The following is a 17,740-nucleotide window of genomic DNA, read 5'->3' as shown; positions in this document are numbered from 1 at the left end:
CTCCACTTAGGCGGAATATCAATCAGGGTGAGGATTTCGCCCGCGCTAGAATGGGCGATCCAAAGAAGCGCCTTCGCTTCCAGCGACGCCTGGCCGGCGGCCGCTTTCACATGGATCAACGCTCCGCAACCTTGAGGCCGGAAACGGACACAGGAAACCGCGACTTGGCGTTGCGGTTTTCATCACATCGACGCTCGCCGCGAGACTTGGATCATGACCTCGAATCCGCCTGCCCGCCCGATCAAAGCCGACTCTCGACGCAGCTTGGCCCAAGGGGGCTTGGGAGGCTTGGAGGACGAACTTCTCGAAGACGGTCAGGAAGAAGTGTTTTCTCGCGCGGAGGTCGAAAACGGCGCGATCGAACACCACTCCGGTGAACCGCCCTGCCCCGACAATTTGCGATCATGACCGCCGGTCTGAAAAAACCGATACCTTCCAACGCCGCGCATCTCTGTATCGATATGCAGCGACTGTTCGTGGAAACCACAGAATGGCGAGCGCCGTGGGCGGAATGCATTCTGCCGGTCATTGTCGAGCTTTGCGAAGCCCGACCGGATCGCGTCTGGTTCACCCGCTTCATTCCCGCCGCCAACCCAGCCGACGCCGTCGGCGCATGGGTCGGCTACTGGGAACACTGGTCGTCGATGACGCTCGAAGCGCTTGACCCGGGCCTGATCGACCTCGCCCCGCCCCTTCAGCGATTTGCGCGGCACGAGCGTGTGGTGGACAAGCGCGCCTATTCGCCCTGGTTCGGTGCCGCGCTGCACGAAAAATTGCAGCACGCCGGCGTCGACACGATCCTGATCACCGGCGCCGAAACCGATGTGTGCGTTCTCGCCGCCGTGCTGGGGGCCGTCGATCTCGGCTATCGCGTGGTCGTGATCACGGATGCAGTTTGCAGTTCGGCCGATGGGCCGCACGACAACCTGCTCGCCCTCTACAGCGACCGATTCAGCCAGCAGGTGGAAACTGCGGACAGCCAAGAGGTGCTGTCGAGCTGGCGCGGATGAAGTCCGGCCCGTCCATTCTCGGCTACCAGATTCGCTACGTTGAGGGCGAGGATCCCGAGACGCTGATCGCGGCCGACATCACCGACGCCATGCACCAAGCCCGCCAGCGCGCCGAACTTAATGGCGCGGCCCTCGCCCTGTGGCGCGACGGTGTGCTGATCGCTGAATGCCCGCCTTCAACGACCGCCTCGGTCAATGACGGACCATCCGACCTTATCGCCCAGCTAGTCGAGGCGGGAGTCGATGTCTTCCCCGCCCCAGCGCAAGCGCGGCGGGAATGACGACCGGCAAATCCGTTCCGGACTGGCGACCGATCAGTCCGCCGGAAGAGCGCGGCGCCCGAGATGGCGCACTTCCCGCCTATGTGGCCAACGGCATGATCGGATTGCGCGTACGGGAGATGGCGCTCGCCCCGGGCATGACCATTGTCAACGGCGTCGTCGGCGAAGACCCGGAACGCCGTATCGAGGCCGGCGCGCCCGTCCCCTATCCGCTGGAAGCCGATGTTTGCATCAATGGCGTCTGGCTGTCGGACCAGCCCTGGTGCGTGGGCGACCTGCGCCAAACCTATGATTTCGCGACCGCCGAACTGACCAGCCGCTGGCGCGCCCATATGGCCGGCGTGATCGCCGATATCGAGGTCGTCACCTTCGCCAGCCGCACGGCGCCGGCCGTGGTCATGCAGGAGGTCTCCGTGCGGCCAGACGCGCCATGCCACATCCGCCTGCGCGCCCGAACCTCGACCGCTGATCTGCGAGGGCGGATTGTTCGGCGCCGAACCGACACGCCCGGAGAGACAGAACCCGCCTGCGACGGCTCTCTGCTGTGGTCGACCGAAGGCGACCTGTCGACCTGCGGGATCGCGCTGTGGACGGAGGCGGAGCCGGCGGCCGGACGTGACGTGACGCGCTGGGATGCGTCAGGCCCGCTGCAAACCACCTACGATTTGGGCCGGGTAGGCAAGCTCGGCGCGCGCCTGCGGCAGATGGCGGCCCTGGTTCCATCCCTGATCCATGCGCGACCCGACGAAGAGGCGGTGCGTCGGGTCTCGCGCGCGGCGCAGACCGGGTTCGAGCTGCTGCGTTCCCGCAACCGCAACGCCTGGCGTGAGCTGTGGCGGGCTCGGATCGTCGTGACGGGCGCAGAGCCGACGCATCAGCCCTGATCGACGCGGCCTTCTTCTATCTGAACAGCTCGGTCCACGCCGCCTCGCCCGCCGCGACCTCGATCTTCGGCCTGGCCGCCTGGCGCGACTACTCCTACTATTTCGGCCATGTGATGTGGGACATCGACGCCTTCTGCGTGCCGCCTTTGATCCTGAGCCAACCTGATGCGGCGCGCGCCTTGCTGGACTTTCGATCGCGCGGCCTAGCGGCGGCGGCGTCTAATGCGCGGCTGTCCGGTCGTCAGGGTCTTCAGTCCCCGTGGGAAGCGGCGCCTTTGACGGGGCAGGAGGCGACGCCCGGCGGCGGTTCGGGGGCCGCGCATGAGGATCACGGCTCTCTACACGTGGCGCGCGCCTTCGGCCTGTTCGCCGACGCCACCGGGGACGAGGCCTTCTTGCGCGAACAGGCCTGGCCCGTGTTGGAAGGCGTCGGGGACTGGATCGTCAGTCGATTGACCCTGACGGGCCGCGGCTACGAACTGAAACGCGCCACGGGACCGGCGGAGGTTTCCGATCCACCGGACAACGACGCCTTCACCTTGATGTTGGCCGACGATGTGCTGTCGCGAGCCATCGACGCCGCGCGGTCCCTGGGACGAACCCCGCCCGCATCATGGCAAGCCATTCGCGAAAACCTGTATCTTCCGATCCGGTCGGACGGAGCGATCGCGGCCCACGACGACTTCCGCGTCGACGAGCCCAAGGGCGCGACGCCCTCGCCGTTGGCGGGTCTGTTTCCCGACGGACACCGAGCCGAGCCAGCGACGGCGCGCCGGACGCTCGAACTCTATCTGTCTCACTGGCAGGCCTATGTCGGCGCGCCGATGTTCCCGGCGCTCTATGCCGCCTGGGCCGCGATGGCGGGGGACCGGGCGTCGGCCCTTGAGCTGTTCGAAGCCGGATACGCCGCCTATGACGCCGGCCGTTTCCACCAATGCCTGGAATACCGTCCGGACCATCCGGACAGCGAAACGGCGGCAGGCCCCTTTTTCGCCAATCTGGGCGGCATGCTGATGGGGCTGATCTATGGTCTGACGGGCCTGGAGGCGCGAGGCGAGCCGACGGCCTGGCCGACGCGGGCCGCCATATTGCCGTCGGGCTGGAAGGCCATCACGATTGAGCGGATATGGCTGGGCGACCGATGCGTTCGCCTGAACGCCGAGCATGGGGCGCGGGCCACCCTCACCTCGCTCTGACCGGCAGGACAGGGAGGCCCCGACGGCCGCGATCCCCTCAGGCCGCCCTGGAGGACGTCGAGACCGCCTCCCCCTCGACCTCCGGCGCGTGCCGCAAGCAGCAGGCGTGGGCAGCCAGCACGGTGCGATCCAGCACAATGGTTCGGCCGCGCACCGTGCGGATCGCGCCCGCCGTCCGCAGGGTCTGGCACGCGCCGTTGACGCTGCTTCGGCGCAGGCTCAGCATTTGGCCGACATCGGCCTGACACAGGGGCACATCGGCCCCATCGCAGGCGGCATCCATTTCCAGCAGCAGGCTGGCCACACGCGATACGGCCGGATGCGCCATGGCGCAGGCCAGGCGCCTCTCCAGGATGCGCGTTCGCCGAACGCCTGCGGACAGCAGGAACCGCAGCCCCTCGTCGCCCGCCTCTCGCAGGAAGCCGACGAGCGGCGCCCGATACAGCGTTCCCCCCGTCAACCAGCGCCCGGACGCGCCGCCGCCCAGGTCAACCAGATCACCCGCCGCCGCGACCCCGGCGTTGACCCTGCTCTGATCCACTCGCAGCAGCAGACAACCGGACAGGACCACACCGATCTCACCGTCGGGTGTGAACGGATCGCCAGCGCCCGGCGCGCGGATTTCGCCCAGGCGAAGAGCGCGGCTGCGCCGTTCGAACGACAGGGGTTCAAACGCGCGCCACAGGCTTAGGACGTCTTCGCGCAAGGGCTGGGAGTCGGTCGGCGTATCGTCGGATGTCGAGAGAACGGCCATCCCTCAACAATACGTCCCTGACGAACCGCCGCATTCACATGCGTTAAGCCGCGTCTTGTCAGAATAACGTCATTCAGTCTTCGTCGTCTTCGAAACGCGTGGTGGACCCCGCGCCCGGCCCGGCCCCCAGATCGGCGCCGGTGACCGGATTGCTGTCCGGATCGGACGTGGTGCGAAGCGCGAACGCCGTCACACTGTCGGTTTGCGCGGCCGATAAGGCCACGCTGGCCGACCCGTCTCCGCCGTCGACGGCGGACTGGGCGTCGCGATCGTCGACGAACTCCCACTGTTCGCCCTGATTCCAGGGGCCGCGCGCATCGCCCTCGCCCTGGGACATGTCATAGTATTTGTCGGCGAAGTCCGGCAGACCGCCCAGCTTGCCAGCCGGGAAGTTCGGCTCCATCGCGTACAGGGCCTTTTCGAACGACTTTTGGTGGGCGACCTCGCGGGTCATCAGAAAGGCCAGGGCGTCCTTCACCCCGGGATCGTCGGTGCAGTTGATCAGCCGCTCATAGACGATCTTGGCCCGCGACTCGGCGGCGATGTTGGAGCGCAGGTCGCAGGCCGGATCGCCGATGGAGTCGATGTAGGCCGCCGTCCACGGCACGCCGGCCGAGTTCACCAGAGCGGGCGCGCCGCCGTAGAAGATCGAGGTGGTGTGGCTTTCGCCGCCCGCGTTCAGAGAAGCGTAGAGATCGGCCTCCTCCATCGCCGCCTCGGCCAGCTGGCCCTTGATGCCTCGGTTCAGCATCGACACGATCGATCCGATCACTTCCAGGTGGCTGAGTTCTTCGGTGGCGATGTCCAGGAGCATGTCCTTGCGGCCGGGATCTTCGTCCGCCAGCGCCTGGGTGAAATAGCGCATGGCGGCGGCCAGCTCGCCCTGCGGCCCGCCGAACTGTTCGAGCATCAGCGTCGCCAGGCCGGGGTTCGGCTCGGAGACGCGGACGGTGTACATCAGTTTCTTGTTGTGCATGAACATTGGGGAGGGTCCTCTCGATTCAGTCGAGGTAACCGGGCCTCGGATCGCCTGTTCCGAAGGTCGCTTGTTGGGCTTTAGCCCCTGAACAGCGAGGCTTGTTCGCCGCTCCCATAAGCCATGCACGGAATTGGACACTCGGAACGGGCCGCCGAAAGGCGGCCTTGAACCTTCTTTTCGAGGAGGTCTCCATGTCTATTGTCGACAAGGCGCTCGCCGCCGTCACGCCGCAACCCAGCGAAGAAAAACGCGCCCAGGCGACGGCGGAAGCCCGGGCCGCCGCCTCGCCCGGGGACTGGCTGTCGATGGTGCTGGATCACCATGACGAAATCCGGTCAGCTTTCGCCGCCGGGCGCGCAGCGACGGGCGCGGCGGATCGCACGGCGGCGTTCAAGGCGCTCGCTCTGGTGCTGAACGGCCATTCGCTGGCCGAGGAGTTGGTTCTGTATCCTGCCATGGGTCAGGCCGGCGAAAAGATGCACGCCGCCCACGCCTATCTGGAACAGACCACCGCCAAGGCGCAGATGGCCGAGCTTGAGAACATCGCGCCGTCCAAACAGGCCTGGCTGGACAAGTGGGAGCATATCGAAGGCGCTGTCCTGACCCACATGTTCGAAGAAGAGAGCGATTGGTTCCCGACGCTGAAAGCCAAGGGCGAGCATCAGCCGCGTCTAGGAGCCCGCTACGCCGAGGAGTTCGGCCGCTATGTCGGCGCGCCGAAGTCCCAAGCCGCCTGATTCCGACTGTTCAACGAAAAGGAGGCATCGACCATGGCCGAACCCCTATCGACCGACGCCGATGTTCAATCGCCGGCCTTCAACGACAAGGACGAGGTGGAGGGCGCCTATGACGCCACCAGCGTCCGCGCCGTCATGATCAACCGGCCGCGTCAGGACCTGTACGACTACTGGCGCGACTTCCGAAACCTGCCCAGCTTCATGGAAAACGTGAAGGCGGTCGAGGTGCTGGGCGATGCCCGTTCGACCTGGACGGTCGCCGGTCCCGCCGGGGCTGAGATCGAACTGGTCAGCGAGATCACCGAGGACCGGCCCGGCGAGTACATCGCCTGGCGCTCGACCGAGGACAGCGACGTCGATCACGAAGGCTGGATCGCGTTTCGCGACAACGCCTTCGGGCGCGGCACGGAAGTCCGTGTTCTGATCAGCTACGATCCGCCCGCCGGCGCCGTCGGCAAACTGGTCGCCAAGGTGATGCAGCGCGAGCCTCGGGTTCAGGCTCGGCGCGAGCTGCGGCGCTTCAAACAGCTGATGGAGACGGGTGAAATCTCGACGTCCAAGGCCCCCAACGCGGCGCCGCGCGCCGACCGTCATTTCTGATCCCCGGAAGGAAATCCCATGCGCGCCTTGACCTGGCACGGCAAACACAATGTTCAGGTGGACACGGTTCCCGATCCGCAGATCGTCAACCCCCGCGACGCGATCATCAAGATCACGGCGACGGCCATCTGCGGTTCTGACCTTCACCTCTACGACAGCGTCATTCCCGGCATGTCCAATGGCGACATCCTGGGCCACGAGTTCATGGGCGAAGTCGTCGAGATCGGCCGGGGAAACACCCGCCTGCAGGTCGGGCAGAAGGTGGTCGTTCCGTTCGTGATCGCCTGTGGATCGTGTTTCCACTGCGGCAAGCAGCAGTTCTCAGCCTGCGACAACTCCAATCCGGCCGACAAGTCCGACGCCTCGGAGATCGCCTACGGCTATCCCGCCGCCGGCCTGTTCGGCTACTCCCATCTGACCGGCGGCTATGCCGGCGGCCAGGCGGAATATGTGCGCGTTCCCTATTCCGATATCGGCCCGATCGTTGTGCCGGAGGGGATCGAGGACGAGCGGGTCCTGTTCCTGTCGGACATCTTCCCGACCGGCTGGATGGCGGCGGAGAACGCCGAGATCGAGCCCGGCGATACGGTGGCGATCTGGGGATGCGGCCCGGTCGGCCTGTTCGCGATCAAGAGCGCCAGACTGATGGGCGCAGGCCGGATCATCGCCATCGACCACCATCCCCGCCGGCTGGAACTGGCCCGAGCCAATGGCGCGGAGGTCCTCAACTATCACGAGGTGAAGGTGCGCGAAGCCCTGGTGGAGATGACCGCGGGCATCGGACCGGACGCCTGCATCGACGCGGTTGGGATGGAGGCGCACGGCTTCGCCCCCGACAACCTCATCGATGCGGTCAAGCAGGAGACCAAACTGGGCACCGATCGCCAGCATGTGCTGCGCGAAACCCTGTTGGCCTGTCGGAAGGGCGGACGTGTCTCGATCCCCGGCGTCTACGGCGGCATCGGCGACAAACTGCCGATCGGCGCGCTCATGCAGAAGGGCCTGACCATCAAGACCGGCCAGACCCATGTTCAGAAATATCTGCCCGCGCTTTTGCAGCTCATCCTGGACGGCAGGATCGACACGACCGACCTCATCAGCCACCGGCTGCCGCTCGAGCAGGCGCCCGAGGCCTACAAGAATTTTCACGACAATCCGAACGAATGGACCAAGGTCGTGCTGACGCCGCACGGCTGACGATCACCAGGACCGCCCGCCGAGCTCCACTCGGCCTGGGCGGCCTGCGTCTGCACCGCCGTCGCCACCCGGGACAAGGGCGGCGCGGTCGTCAATGTTCGGCGTAGACGAGACGTCCCTCGAAGACGGGGACGCCTTCGGCGTCGCGGACAGCGATCACGAGGGTCGCGTCGCCGCGATCGCGCGCGTCGATAAACATCTCCGCGAGCGCCTGTCGGGCCAACCGGCGCGCCGCCCTCACGGTCGGACAGTCGACGCCGATCGGGTCGTGTCGGGCGCCGGCCTGATCGATCGCATCGAAGAAATACCGCATCTCATACCTGGGCGTTCGGCTTCGTGCCTCCAAGGTGAAGATAGGTCGGGTCGAAACCCGCAAACGCCGCAAGGCGCTCGACGTTCGGAATTCTTACGTATCGCCCCGCGGTCTGGATCAGATCCTCTCCCCGCAACGCCATGAGCGTGCGGTTGACATGGACCGGGCTCATCGCCGTCATGTCGGCCAGCTGCGTCTGGGTCAGCGGCAGGTCCAAGCCGTCCGCATCCGCGGCGCCGACGGCGCGAAGACGGGCGTGGAGTTTGCAGATCAGATGCGCCAGCCGCTTATCGGCAGGCCGCTGGCCGATGTTGACCAGCCATTCGCGGAGCGTGCCCTCGTCCGCCAGGGTCGCCCAGTTGAAGGCGAGATTGATCCTCGGATTGTCCGTCAGGCGGTTGATGCGCGCCGGAGAGATCTGCGCCACCTTGGCGTTGGTCAGGACCCCGATGCCATGATCCATTTCGGTCAGGATCTGGACATGCAGATCGCACATGTCTCCGGGAACGAAGATCGCCATCACCTGGCGCTCTCCCCCGTCCAGAAGCTTGTAGCGGCATCCCCAGCCCTCGAGCACGACATGCACGTTGCGGGGGACCTCGCCTTGCGGCGACACATCCTCTCCGGCCTTGAACGCGCAAACGTCCTGGACCGCGGCGCGCAGCTCGGCCCGATCGTCCTCGGTTAGGTCTGCGCCGTGCTCGAGCTTGCGGATGAAGGGGTCGATCATAAGGCTCGCCTCATCGTTCCTGCCCGACCTTAACCGGGGCACGCGGGGATTGCACCTTTGATCGCGCCCCCGAACGGCGATCCATCAAAGCGTCGGAGCTTAACGCAGGTTAGTGAGACGAAGACGGACTTGAGTCATGCCTGTCGAATGGCGATGTTCTCCGGCCCGAAACTTCGACGCGCGCGGTCCTCGAACGGCCGTTTCGACCGCCTGACGGCCTGGCTCATCGCGCTGGTCTGCGCCGGTGTCGCGACGGCCCTGGTCGTCGATACGCTGATACGGCTTCAAGGCTGACGGCCCGACGGATCGCCGCCGAACGCGTCTTGCGCGCCGCATCCGCACGGGGCCGCTCGGCGCGAAGGCCGCCCCGTTGAAGCGCCGTCCGACTCCACAAACCGTCGTCGCCGTGTCAGCCTTGGCGCCCGGAGGACTGAAGATGGCGACGCGGAAGACTCTCATCAAAGCGCGGACCAGGGTCCGCCTCCAGCCCTTAGAGCCGCTCGCCCGACGACAGGTCTTGCGGTCATCCTGGCGGCTCTCGACGCGGCGCCGGAAACCCGCACGCACCTTCGCTGGCGCGATCAAGGCCGAGGCCGGGCAGGCCTTCGACAAGGAGGCGATCGCCTGATATGGCCGCTAAGCTGAAGGTCTTCACCTGGTCCGACGGCTTTCACGCCTTCACCGTCGCCACGACGTCGCGACCGAAGGCGCTTGCAGCCTGGGGCTCCAAGCAGGACCTTTTCGCGACCGGTCTGGCCCGCCCGCTCACGGGCGGTCCCGACCATGACGCCGCCCTGGCCGCCCCGGGCGAGGTGATCACGCGCGGTCTGGCGATCGATGTCGGCAAGATCGGCAAGGCCAGGCGATCCAGGACGCGCGGGCCGTCAAGGGCGAAGGCCGCCAGGATCAAAACGCTGCAAGCCGCGCTCGCCGATCTGGACCAGAGCCACCAGGCGGCGATGGCCGATTTCGACGCTCAACAGACCGCGCTTGATGCAGCGCGACGAAAGGCGGAGGCCCGCCACGCGACGGATCGCCAAACCCTGTTGGCGGATTTGGAGGCGGTCAGGGCCTCGGCCCTGACGTGACCCCCTGAAACTCCTCCAGGAATAGCTAGAGTCCGCCCTAACGAAGGACGGACAGAATGAAGCGATCAAGGTTCACGGATTGAAGGCTGGCGTATACGACAGCCGTAAACAGATCATCAGGATCCTGCGGGAGCAGGAGGCCGGTGTGGGAACGGCGGAGGTGTGCCGGCGTCACGGGGTCAGCTCTGCGACCTTTTACAAATGGAAGGCCAAGTTCGGCGGGCTCGACGTGTCTGAGGCTCGGCGGCTGAAGGCGCTTGAGGATGAGAATGCTCGGCTTAAGCGGATGCTGCCGGACGCGATGCTGGACAACGTGGCGCTGAAGGACCTGCTGGGAAAAAAGTGGTGACGCCGTATCCTAGGCGTTGATCGGACGAGCGTGCGCCATCAGGCGACGCGCCCGGGCGACGGCGCCCTGCGCGACCGGCTGAAGGCCCTGGCCCAGCAGCGTCGCCGGTTCGGCTATCGCCGCCTGCACGTCCTGCTGCGGCGCGAGGGCCATACGGTCAACAGGAAGCAGGTTCAGCGGATCTATCGCGAGGAGCGACTGACGGTGCGCCGGCGCGGCGGTCGGAAGCGAGCGATGGGCACGCGGCGACCACTGGACCTGCCGATGGTGGCCAACCAGCGCTGGTCATTGGACTTCGCCTCAGACCAGATGATGGACGGGCGGCCCTTCCGCATCTTGACGGTGATCGATAACTGCACCCGCGAATGCCTGGCGCTGGCGGCCGATACCTCGCTGTCGGGCGCAAGGGTCGTGCGGGAGTTGGACGCCGTCATCCGGCAGCGGGGCGGGGCCGGCCCGACACCATCGTCAGCGATAACGGCATGGAGTACACCTCGAACGCTGTCCTGGCCTGGGCCGACGACACCGGCGTCGGCTGGCATTACATCGCGCCGGGCAAGCCCCAGCAGAACGGCTTCAACGAGAGCCGTCTGCACCCGGCGCACGATCAGCCGGTTTCCGGCTTGGGAGAAGGCCCGTCCCGATATCCGATCGCGCGGGATCGATGCGCTCGGGGACACAAACGGGGGCGTCATCGACGTCTCGCCGGATGGCGAGATCGGGGGCGGCGAATAAAGCGGGGCCTCGGTCGAGGGGGTCGTTGACCACGCCCCCATCGCACTCTTGCAAATGCGATTGACTCGCATCCGCTTCATCATTAGCTCCGCCTTAAATCGTCTGGTGGAGGGGGCTTAATGCCGCGTAAACATCTTCTCACTTCGGCTGCGGCCGGACTGTTGACCTTGTTCGCCGCCGGGGCCTCGAGCGCCCAGTCCCAGGACCAGACGACGTCACTGGAGGAGATCGTCGTGACCGGCGAGAAGGCCGACAGATCGCTGCAGGACACCCCGACCAGCGTGCGCGGCGTATCCATGCTGCGGAACGTCACGCGCTCGGCGGCGGGGACAGGAGCCGGCGCGACGGCCGCGTCCTGCATCGCCCAGACCGGGGTCGCACCCCCCAGCAGAGCCGCAGCGATCGCCGCAGGCGCTATGCGTTTCCTCATCGCCTTCCCCGAACGGCCTGGATCGGAAGGATTTGCGGATGCTGGCGTGCCACCAGCGCCCCCGGTTGGAGTGCACGCTGCCTGAGAAGCCGAAGCGGTCGTCGGCCAGCGACGGATCCTCGTTGAAGATGTTGCGTGCGCCGACGCGAATGCGCGTGCCGCCGAACAGGCCGCTGCGAGGCAGTTGGTACTGGACGCAGAGATTGTGGGTCAGCCACCCGTCCACGATCCAGTACCGGTCGGAATCTAAGAAGGTCGCGTTGGTGTCGTAAAAGTCGGAGACGTCGCTGGAATACCAACCGGACGTCGAACGCCCCAGATTCCAGGTCAGGGACGCGGTCACCTTCCCTTCCGGCCGACCGTTGCCAAGAACTAGGTCCTCCACGCCGCCCACGTTGACGCCAGCGATCGCGCCGACGGTCAAGGCGTCCAGCAGAATCTGATGCTGTGCAGATTCATATATTCGTCCTTGATAGACAGCAGCGTGCCCACCGGGGCTAGGCCCGCCGCCGACGTCCCATCGGCGATCTGCTGGGCGTCCGGCGCCGCGCGGATTACGGTGGGATTGGAACTGCCGATCTGTCTCAGATAGTAGTCCATGATCAGATGATTGGCGCCGCCGAAAATGCCGACAAGGTTGTCCTGGCGGCTCTTTCCCGCGCTTCCTCAGCGGTCACCACATTGTCATCAGCCGGGAGGATTTCGGAGGATAATCGAGAAATCAGCGGCAAAAGGACGAACCCTGAACCTGCCCACCACAAGGGCGTTTGAGCCATTTCGAGCAACTGGAAAGAACCCTAAGGTTCGAGCTCTATGTCCCAGTAAAGGAAATTCGATACCGCTTATTCTCGCCCTATCATCCTGATAATGCTGAAATTTTCCGGGATTTGAAAAATCTCAGCGGCGATTGGTCACCATATGGTCACCAGAGAAAGGAAACGGCCAGCAACGCGGATCGCTTCCAACATCTCGAAATATCCTAGCACGTCCGGCGTTCCAAGTCGTGTGCGCGCCGGCTTGAGACAGTTGCAGACATCCGGAAATCATCTGTTCCCTACCGAAACGAGTGTAGGATCGCGCAGATCAGTCCACGTATGAGAAGGGGCTCAACGGAGGTATCGAAGAGGACCCCATACGGCGTCAGCTCGCCCGCCGCGGCGAACGCGCCGCTTGGTCTGACGCTCTAAGGGTAGACCCGGCCATGACATACGGCCGAGGATTGGTGACCCCGTACACGTCGTTCTGCGCGCGCCAGAGCGCGTGCGGTCGAATCCCAAAAGGACATAGCTGCTGATCGCTGACCGCTTCGTCCGTCGACGGCTGGCCGGGCGACGCCCTCGAGCCTATCTGATCTGGAATGCCAGCCACGATACCCGCCGATACTTCCGCCCGCCTCGCCCGGCTGAAGACCATCCTTCAGGGCGTTACGCCCAAGGCGTTCGAGGAGGTCGCGGCCGCCCTGATCTCGGAGCTGCTCGACGTCGGCATCGCCATGGCCAAGAGCGGATTCCAGCACGGAGGGGATGCGGGGTCCGCGGGGCGTCAGGGACGACGGTTCCGGATCGAGACGAAGCGCTATGCGGACGGGACGGACATCAGCAATCGCGAGCTGCTGGGCGAGATCGATCACGCCCTGACGCGGGACAGGGCGCTCGAAGGCTGGTTCCTCGCCGCCACCCGCAAGGCGTCCGAACAGCTGGAACAGGATCTGCTGGGCAAGAGCGATGAGCTTGGCCTCCCTGTCGTGGTGATCGACTGGAAGCCGGATACCTTCCCGGCGCTGGCCGCCTTGTGCACCTGCGCTCCGGACGTCCTCGACAGCCTGGTCAACACCGAGGCCGGGGATCTAGCTCGTGCTTTGACGTCGGACGGCGCATCCGCGCTGGCCCGCCTGAAGCGCGAGATGGAGACTTGGAACCTCGGCTTCGACCGGCTGCGGACGCTGAGCCATGATTATCTCGACGCGGCCTGGATGGATCCCCGGACGGCGCAGGCGGTCCTTGGACAGGACGTGGCGGGTGGTGCGGTGTCCACCACCATCGACCGGCCGGCGCTGAAGGAGGCCTTCAATGGCTGGTGGTATGGCCGTGCGGCCGAGGACGCCCCGGCGCTGGTTCTCGGAAGCGAAGGCGTTGGCAAGACCTGGGCGGCGGTCCAGTGGCTCATCCAGGAGTCGGACAGACAGCCGGTCGTGATCGTCGCGCCCTCGAGCGCCGTCGCCGGCCCGGCGGACATGACGTCGGCGGGCGTGAGGCGCTTCATCGGCGACCGGTTGTACGAGATCACGGAGAGCCGCGACCGGGACCACTGGCGGCTGCGCCTCGATCGCCTGATGCAGCGGCCGCCGGAAGAAGGACCGGTCCTAACCCTCGTGCTTGACGGCATGAACCAGGAGCCCTCGGTCCATTGGCTCGCTCTGCTGAAGACCCTCCAGCATCCGGCTTTCGCGGGACGCATTCGGGTGATCGCCACGACCCGTCCGCTCCACTTCACCGAACGTCTCCACAGACTTCAGGGTCTCCATGTGAGGCCCGTGGAGATCGAGGTTGGTGCCTATGATGCGTCCCCGGGTGGGGAGCTCGACCAGCGTCTCGCCCGCGAGGACCTCAGGCGCGACGATCTTCCGGGAGACCTGCTGGAGCTGGCCCGGACGCCGCGCCTGTTCAGCCTGGTCGTTCGTTTGCGTCATCGCCTGTCGGACGGCGGGCAGGTCGCCGTCATGAAGTTTTCAGCGAAGTAGGCGGCCGAATTCGAGGACCCGCAGGCGGCTTGGTAGAGGTTGCGCCCGACCACGAAGAGGCTGTTCTTCGCCATCTTGTTGACCGCTGCGGCGTCTAGGAGCCCAACAGCGGGATTTTGGCGATACCAGTCGTAAGTCTTCAGGCCCTGGATGACTTGGTGCGACTTTTTCGCCGGGTCGATGACGAACAGGCTGTCGGCCAGGGCCGTGCCATCGTACTCCTCGATGAGGTTGCCGAGGCTCATGTTGAAGTAGAATTCGCCCGACAGCGATGTGTGCTCCCAGGAGGTTTGCTTGCCCTTGGTAGCCGCCGCGACCGTGTTCCGCACCCGTTTGAACATCGTCTCGATTGAGCAATCGGGCGCTTCTATGTGCTGCAGGAGGGCCTCGGTGTATGTCCCGTTCCGGCCCGCACCGTCGGACGCGACCTCGCCTGGCGACGTCGCGAAACCGATGATCGTGCCCTTCGGCGCGTAGACTGAGGCCAAGCCTCGAGTGCCTGGCCCACGATGCCAAGCTTGTTCCCACGGGTTGTTGCGGCAGGCGTCGAGGATGATGATCTTCGTTGACGCCTGGGACTTCGCCATCACGTCGACAACCTTGTCGAGGGACAGCGAGCTGTGTTTGGCGTCGGTCTCGCTGTCCATGTCGGTATCGAGCGCTAAGAGGTAGTTGCTCCCCTCGATCTGCATGCCGTGGCCAGCGAAGAAGAAGAGCCCCACCTCGTGGGATTCGAGCAACTTCCGGAAGGCCTTGAGCTGCTTCTCCATCTCCTTTGCCGTGCAGTCGAGTGCCACAATGACCTCGAAGCCGTAGCCGTTAAGCTTCGCTCCAAGGTCCGTCGCATCGTTCAGCGGGTTGGCGAGATCGTCACCGTCCGGGTAGGCACCATTGCCGATCACCAGCGCCACCATGCTCCGCTTCAACTGTCGTGCCCTCCTAAGGCCGCGGCCGCATCGGCTGCACAATCAACGATACACGGCCTTCCATCTGAAAGGGACTGCCCTGTACCGGCCTTGCAGATGGGGAACACCAGGGTCTCATGGCTCTTCGGGCTTATTTCCGCTGACCGGACCTTCTCAACGTCCCCTTTGAGCCGATTTCGTTGAAAAAGGCCGCTTCTGAGATCGCCGCCAATATCGGACGCTGCGGTTTGCTCCCGCCTCATGCGGTCGCCGGCGTTGGTGGCGGGATCAGCTTGGCCAGTTTGCGCAGGTTCTGGGCGGTGGCGGCGAGGAGGAACTCGTCTTTGGCGCCGTTTGGTCCTCGCAGGCGCAGTCGGTCCAGCTTCAGGATGCGCTTGAGGTGGGCAAACAGCATCTCGACCTTCTTCCGTTCGCGCCGGGAGACGACGTAGGCGTCGGTCTTGGCAATGTCGCGGGCGAAGTCCCGTGCGCCTTCGTGAATGGAGCGGGTCACTTTCCGCGCCGGGGTATTGGGGCAGCAGCGGCTCTTTAGCGCGCAGGCGTCGCAATCCATTTTGCTGGCGCGATACCGATAGGTGTTGTCCGGCGGAGTATCGGGATGGTCCGCGCGGAAGGCTCGCCGATACTGCTTCAGTTCCTTGCCGCCCGGACAATGGTAGACGTCGGCGGCGTGGTCATAGGCGAAATCGCTGCGCGAGAAGGTCCCGTCGATCCGCTCGGCTTTGTCGATGACGGGGATGTGCGGCTCGATGCCCTGGTCGTGAACCAGCCAGTCGAGCATCTCGGCCGAGCCATAGGCCGTGTCCGCCGCCAGCCGGGCGGGCCACAGATCATGATGCTCGCGCGCACGCTCGATCATGGTACGGGCCGCCGTCACCTCGGCCTGACGCACCGCCGTGGACGGCTCGACATCGACGATGATCGCGTGGTCCAGGTCGATCAGGTAGTTGGTCGCATAGGCGAAGAAAGCCAGGCCCTTGTTGGCGCCGGTCCAGCGTGAGGCCGGATCGGCCGGCGAGATGAACTTGGGCGTCACCGGGGTCGCGCCGCCGAATGCCGCATCGTCCAGCACAGCCAGATACTCGTCGATGGCGCGGCTAGCGGCCTCGCGCGGCAAGCCTTGGTCCCCGGGCACGCAGCGCTGTCGGTTGGCGTCGGCCTTGATCAGGCTGGCGTCGACCGCGAAGCCTTCGCCGCCGACCAGACCCTCGGCCATGCAGCGCCGTAGCACCGTCTCGAACAGCTCGCGCAACAGATCGCTGTCGCGGAAACGCCCGTGGCGGTTCTTCGAAAAGGTCGAGTGGTCCGGCACGTCGCCGTCCAGGCCTAACCGGCAGAACCAGCGATAGGCCAGGTTGAGGTGGACCTCCTCGCACAGCCGCCGCTCCGAGCGGATGCCGAAGCAGTAGCCGACCAGCAGCATGCGGATCAGAAGCTCCGGATCGATCGAAGGTCGGCCGATGGCGCTGTAGAACGGCGCCAGATGCGCCCGCAGCCCGTCCAGTTCCACGAAGCGGTCGATCGCGCGCAGCATGTGATCCGCCGGCACATGCCGCTCCAGCGAGAACTCGTAGAACAGGGCCGACTGATCGACCCGCCGCTCGCCCATCATCGCTGAACCTCCCGTCTCAACAACCAGAGTGAATCAGCGACGTCCCATTATGCCAATTGCCCGAGCCCGCCTTTTTCAACGAAATCCACCGTTAGCGGACATTGGGTTGCTGGCGCTCAGCGGACCCTGGTCGACATCTTTGCCTCGCATCGTTGAACAGCTCGGCCGTCCCCGCGTCCGCTGAGCAGACCAACGCTGACCCTTGCATCTAACTGACCGGTCAGTTATTTGTAGGTCATGAGCGAGCCCAGATGGCAAAGGCGCAGCGATGCGCGACCGGAAGAGATCTGCGAGGCGGCGCTTGAGGCGTTCGTCGACAAGGGCTTTGCGGCCACGCGGCTGGAGGACATCGCCAGGCGCGCGGGCGTCAGCAAGGGCACCCTGTACCTCTACTTCGCGGACAAAGAGACCCTCTTCGCGGAGGTGATGCGGACGCGGATCACGCCGTCGCTGGACCGGGTGCGATGGGTGCTGGAGGCCGACGGTCTGCCCTTCGCCGAACTGATCGAGCGGTTCTTCGCCGGCTTCGCCTTCATGGCGTCCGCCTCGCCGATCGGCGGGGTCGCCAAGATGGTCATCAGCGAGGGTCGAAACTTCCCCCATCTGACCGAGGCCTGGTACGCCAGCGCGGTCCAGCCGACCTTCGCCCTGCTCCAGGCCGCCGTCGAACGGGCCCAGGCGCGCGGCGAGGTCCGGGCCGGGAACGCCCGGTTGCTGACGACCCAGCTGGTCGCGCCGTTCATGCTCAGCGTCCTGTGGCGCGAGACCTTCGTGCCCGTCGGCGCGGAGCCCTTCGACCTCGCCGAGGTCGCGCGCGAGCACCTGCGCACCCTGACACAGGGCCTGCTCATCTCAAGGGAGACCGGATCGTGAACCGCAGACTCATCGGCGTGGCCGCCGTGCTCGTCGTCGCGCTGGCCGGGTGGGGCGTCTGGCTGCTGCTGCGCCCCGACGGCGAGAGCCTTCAGCTTTACGGCAACATCGACATCCGCGAGGCCGCCATCGGCTTCGAAATCCCGGGTCGGGTCGAGGCCCTGGCCGTGGACGAGGGCGCCCGTGTCGCGGCGGGTCAGGAACTGGGGCGGCTGGACGCCGACAGCGTCGATGCCGAACTGGCGGAGGCGCAAGGCACCCTGTCTGCCGCCGAGGCCCGCCTGGCGCTGCTGCGCGCCGGCCCCA

Annotated in this window: 20 protein-coding genes and 1 pseudogene; 13 read left to right on the top strand and 8 right to left on the bottom strand. The window is 65.6% G+C overall.

What is annotated here, in order from left to right:
- Nucleotides 1-404: 404 nt before the first annotated feature.
- From RTU05_RS04460 to RTU05_RS04445, 4 genes are all read left to right on the top strand, one after another.
- The gene (locus RTU05_RS04460; RefSeq protein ID WP_312596095.1) at nucleotides 405-1,010 is read left to right on the top strand and encodes an isochorismatase family cysteine hydrolase; all 606 of its coding nucleotides are present in this window, start codon (nucleotides 405-407) and stop codon (nucleotides 1,008-1,010) included.
- Nucleotides 1,007-1,291: a hypothetical protein gene (locus tag RTU05_RS04455; RefSeq protein WP_312596093.1), complete on the top strand. Its 285-nt coding sequence runs from the start codon at nucleotides 1,007-1,009 to the stop codon at nucleotides 1,289-1,291. The genes RTU05_RS04460 and RTU05_RS04455 overlap by 4 nt, the downstream gene beginning before the upstream one ends.
- A gap of 137 nt (nucleotides 1,292-1,428) precedes the next feature.
- Complete coding sequence (locus tag RTU05_RS04450; protein ID WP_312596091.1) at nucleotides 1,429-2,175, top strand: hypothetical protein; 747 nt, start codon at nucleotides 1,429-1,431, stop codon at nucleotides 2,173-2,175.
- A complete protein-coding gene (locus tag RTU05_RS04445; RefSeq protein ID WP_312596089.1) occupies nucleotides 2,124-3,371 on the top strand; it encodes a hypothetical protein in 1,248 nt (415 codons plus the stop codon). The genes RTU05_RS04450 and RTU05_RS04445 overlap by 52 nt, the downstream gene beginning before the upstream one ends.
- Nucleotides 3,372-3,408: 37 nt before the next feature.
- Here RTU05_RS04445 and RTU05_RS04440 read toward each other — a convergent pair whose 3' ends face one another.
- Both RTU05_RS04440 and RTU05_RS04435 read right to left on the bottom strand, forming a co-directional pair.
- On the bottom strand, nucleotides 3,409-4,077 hold the full coding sequence (locus RTU05_RS04440) for a helix-turn-helix domain-containing protein (protein ID WP_312596087.1): 669 nt from the start codon (nucleotides 4,075-4,077) through the stop codon (nucleotides 3,409-3,411).
- Nucleotides 4,078-4,198: 121 nt separating this feature from the next.
- Nucleotides 4,199-5,101 carry a manganese catalase family protein gene (locus RTU05_RS04435; protein ID WP_312596085.1) on the bottom strand — a complete coding sequence of 301 codons (903 nt, stop codon included), beginning with the start codon at nucleotides 5,099-5,101 and terminating at the stop codon, nucleotides 4,199-4,201.
- Nucleotides 5,102-5,295: 194 nt separating this feature from the next.
- Here RTU05_RS04435 and RTU05_RS04430 point away from each other — a divergent pair, with 194 nt between their 5' ends.
- The 3 genes from RTU05_RS04430 to RTU05_RS04420 are packed head-to-tail and all read left to right on the top strand — an operon-like array spanning nucleotide 5,296 to nucleotide 7,638.
- Nucleotides 5,296-5,841 carry a hemerythrin domain-containing protein gene (locus tag RTU05_RS04430; protein WP_312596083.1) on the top strand — a complete coding sequence of 182 codons (546 nt, stop codon included), beginning with the start codon at nucleotides 5,296-5,298 and terminating at the stop codon, nucleotides 5,839-5,841.
- Between the two features lie 33 nt (nucleotides 5,842-5,874).
- Entirely contained in the window at nucleotides 5,875-6,441 is a 567-nt protein-coding gene (locus RTU05_RS04425; protein ID WP_312596081.1) for an SRPBCC family protein, read from the top strand.
- Between the two features lie 18 nt (nucleotides 6,442-6,459).
- Nucleotides 6,460-7,638, top strand: coding sequence for a zinc-dependent alcohol dehydrogenase (locus RTU05_RS04420; RefSeq protein ID WP_312596079.1), 1,179 nt, complete (start codon nucleotides 6,460-6,462; stop codon nucleotides 7,636-7,638).
- Between the two features lie 91 nt (nucleotides 7,639-7,729).
- On the opposite strand, the gene RTU05_RS04415 is transcribed toward RTU05_RS04420, so the two are convergent.
- Nucleotides 7,730-7,951: a DUF6894 family protein gene (locus tag RTU05_RS04415; RefSeq protein WP_312596077.1), complete on the bottom strand. Its 222-nt coding sequence runs from the start codon at nucleotides 7,949-7,951 to the stop codon at nucleotides 7,730-7,732.
- A 1-nt stretch (nucleotide 7,952) separates the two neighbouring features.
- On the bottom strand, nucleotides 7,953-8,681 hold the full coding sequence (locus RTU05_RS04410) for a Crp/Fnr family transcriptional regulator (protein ID WP_312596075.1): 729 nt from the start codon (nucleotides 8,679-8,681) through the stop codon (nucleotides 7,953-7,955).
- Nucleotides 8,682-8,828: 147 nt separating this feature from the next.
- Between RTU05_RS04410 and RTU05_RS04405 the strand changes: the two genes are divergently transcribed.
- The 3 genes and pseudogenes from RTU05_RS04405 to RTU05_RS04395 form a co-directional block, all read left to right on the top strand.
- Complete coding sequence (locus RTU05_RS04405; protein WP_312596073.1) at nucleotides 8,829-8,975, top strand: hypothetical protein; 147 nt, start codon at nucleotides 8,829-8,831, stop codon at nucleotides 8,973-8,975.
- 335 nt (nucleotides 8,976-9,310) lie between these two features.
- Nucleotides 9,311-9,769 carry a hypothetical protein gene (locus tag RTU05_RS04400; RefSeq protein ID WP_312596071.1) on the top strand — a complete coding sequence of 153 codons (459 nt, stop codon included), beginning with the start codon at nucleotides 9,311-9,313 and terminating at the stop codon, nucleotides 9,767-9,769.
- 79 nt (nucleotides 9,770-9,848) lie between these two features.
- Nucleotides 9,849-10,705 (top strand): annotated as a pseudogene (locus RTU05_RS04395) (IS3 family transposase); the annotation flags it as partial.
- Nucleotides 10,706-11,068: 363 nt separating this feature from the next.
- Here the strand turns inward: RTU05_RS04395 and RTU05_RS04390 are convergent.
- Both RTU05_RS04390 and RTU05_RS04385 read right to left on the bottom strand, forming a co-directional pair.
- Entirely contained in the window at nucleotides 11,069-11,707 is a 639-nt protein-coding gene (locus tag RTU05_RS04390) for a hypothetical protein (protein ID WP_312596070.1), read from the bottom strand.
- Nucleotides 11,704-11,883, bottom strand: coding sequence for a hypothetical protein (locus RTU05_RS04385; RefSeq protein WP_312596068.1), 180 nt, complete (start codon nucleotides 11,881-11,883; stop codon nucleotides 11,704-11,706). The genes RTU05_RS04390 and RTU05_RS04385 overlap by 4 nt, the downstream gene beginning before the upstream one ends.
- An 892-nt stretch (nucleotides 11,884-12,775) precedes the next feature.
- Here RTU05_RS04385 and RTU05_RS04380 point away from each other — a divergent pair.
- Nucleotides 12,776-14,023, top strand: coding sequence for a hypothetical protein (locus tag RTU05_RS04380; protein WP_312596066.1), 1,248 nt, complete (start codon nucleotides 12,776-12,778; stop codon nucleotides 14,021-14,023).
- Here RTU05_RS04380 and RTU05_RS04375 read toward each other — a convergent pair.
- Together RTU05_RS04375 and RTU05_RS04370 are read right to left on the bottom strand one after the other, a co-directional pair.
- The gene (locus RTU05_RS04375; RefSeq protein ID WP_312596064.1) at nucleotides 13,969-14,937 is read right to left on the bottom strand and encodes a caspase family protein; all 969 of its coding nucleotides are present in this window, start codon (nucleotides 14,935-14,937) and stop codon (nucleotides 13,969-13,971) included. The genes RTU05_RS04380 and RTU05_RS04375 overlap by 55 nt on opposite strands.
- A 250-nt stretch (nucleotides 14,938-15,187) precedes the next feature.
- Nucleotides 15,188-16,561 carry an IS1182 family transposase gene (locus RTU05_RS04370; RefSeq protein ID WP_312596062.1) on the bottom strand — a complete coding sequence of 458 codons (1,374 nt, stop codon included), beginning with the start codon at nucleotides 16,559-16,561 and terminating at the stop codon, nucleotides 15,188-15,190.
- Between the two features lie 237 nt (nucleotides 16,562-16,798).
- On the opposite strand from RTU05_RS04370, the gene RTU05_RS04365 reads away from it, so the two are divergent.
- On the top strand, nucleotides 16,799-17,434 hold the full coding sequence (locus RTU05_RS04365) for a TetR/AcrR family transcriptional regulator (RefSeq protein WP_287105043.1): 636 nt from the start codon (nucleotides 16,799-16,801) through the stop codon (nucleotides 17,432-17,434).
- Nucleotides 17,431-17,740 (top strand): biotin/lipoyl-binding protein (locus RTU05_RS04360; protein ID WP_312596057.1); only part of this gene is annotated, 310 nt, incomplete at its 3' end. The genes RTU05_RS04365 and RTU05_RS04360, both read left to right, overlap by 4 nt.

Origin of the sequence: Brevundimonas sp. (assembly GCF_032017145.1) — a bacterium.
Taxonomy (GTDB): domain Bacteria; phylum Pseudomonadota; class Alphaproteobacteria; order Caulobacterales; family Caulobacteraceae; genus Brevundimonas.
This window is presented reverse-complemented; position numbering and strand designations above follow the sequence as displayed.

What these genes read in the sequence shown, in the direction of transcription:
- RTU05_RS04460 (WP_312596095.1), top strand. Translation starts at nt 405, where the DNA reads ATGACCGCCGGTCTGAAAAAACCGATACCTTCCAACGCCGCGCATCTC.
- RTU05_RS04455 (WP_312596093.1), top strand. Translation starts at nt 1,007, where the DNA reads ATGAAGTCCGGCCCGTCCATTCTCGGCTACCAGATTCGCTACGTTGAG.
- RTU05_RS04450 (WP_312596091.1), top strand. Translation starts at nt 1,429, where the DNA reads ATGACCATTGTCAACGGCGTCGTCGGCGAAGACCCGGAACGCCGTATC.
- RTU05_RS04435 (WP_312596085.1), bottom strand. Translation starts at nt 5,101, where the DNA reads ATGCACAACAAGAAACTGATGTACACCGTCCGCGTCTCCGAGCCGAAC.
- RTU05_RS04430 (WP_312596083.1), top strand. Translation starts at nt 5,296, where the DNA reads ATGTCTATTGTCGACAAGGCGCTCGCCGCCGTCACGCCGCAACCCAGC.
- RTU05_RS04425 (WP_312596081.1), top strand. Translation starts at nt 5,875, where the DNA reads ATGGCCGAACCCCTATCGACCGACGCCGATGTTCAATCGCCGGCCTTC.
- RTU05_RS04420 (WP_312596079.1), top strand. Translation starts at nt 6,460, where the DNA reads ATGCGCGCCTTGACCTGGCACGGCAAACACAATGTTCAGGTGGACACG.
- RTU05_RS04415 (WP_312596077.1), bottom strand. Translation starts at nt 7,951, where the DNA reads ATGCGGTATTTCTTCGATGCGATCGATCAGGCCGGCGCCCGACACGAC.
- RTU05_RS04410 (WP_312596075.1), bottom strand. Translation starts at nt 8,681, where the DNA reads ATGATCGACCCCTTCATCCGCAAGCTCGAGCACGGCGCAGACCTAACC.
- RTU05_RS04405 (WP_312596073.1), top strand. Translation starts at nt 8,829, where the DNA reads ATGGCGATGTTCTCCGGCCCGAAACTTCGACGCGCGCGGTCCTCGAAC.
- RTU05_RS04400 (WP_312596071.1), top strand. Translation starts at nt 9,311, where the DNA reads ATGGCCGCTAAGCTGAAGGTCTTCACCTGGTCCGACGGCTTTCACGCC.
- RTU05_RS04385 (WP_312596068.1), bottom strand. Translation starts at nt 11,883, where the DNA reads ATGGACTACTATCTGAGACAGATCGGCAGTTCCAATCCCACCGTAATC.
- RTU05_RS04380 (WP_312596066.1), top strand. Translation starts at nt 12,776, where the DNA reads ATGGCCAAGAGCGGATTCCAGCACGGAGGGGATGCGGGGTCCGCGGGG.
- RTU05_RS04375 (WP_312596064.1), bottom strand. Translation starts at nt 14,937, where the DNA reads ATGGTGGCGCTGGTGATCGGCAATGGTGCCTACCCGGACGGTGACGAT.
- RTU05_RS04370 (WP_312596062.1), bottom strand. Translation starts at nt 16,561, where the DNA reads ATGATGGGCGAGCGGCGGGTCGATCAGTCGGCCCTGTTCTACGAGTTC.
- RTU05_RS04365 (WP_287105043.1), top strand. Translation starts at nt 16,799, where the DNA reads ATGAGCGAGCCCAGATGGCAAAGGCGCAGCGATGCGCGACCGGAAGAG.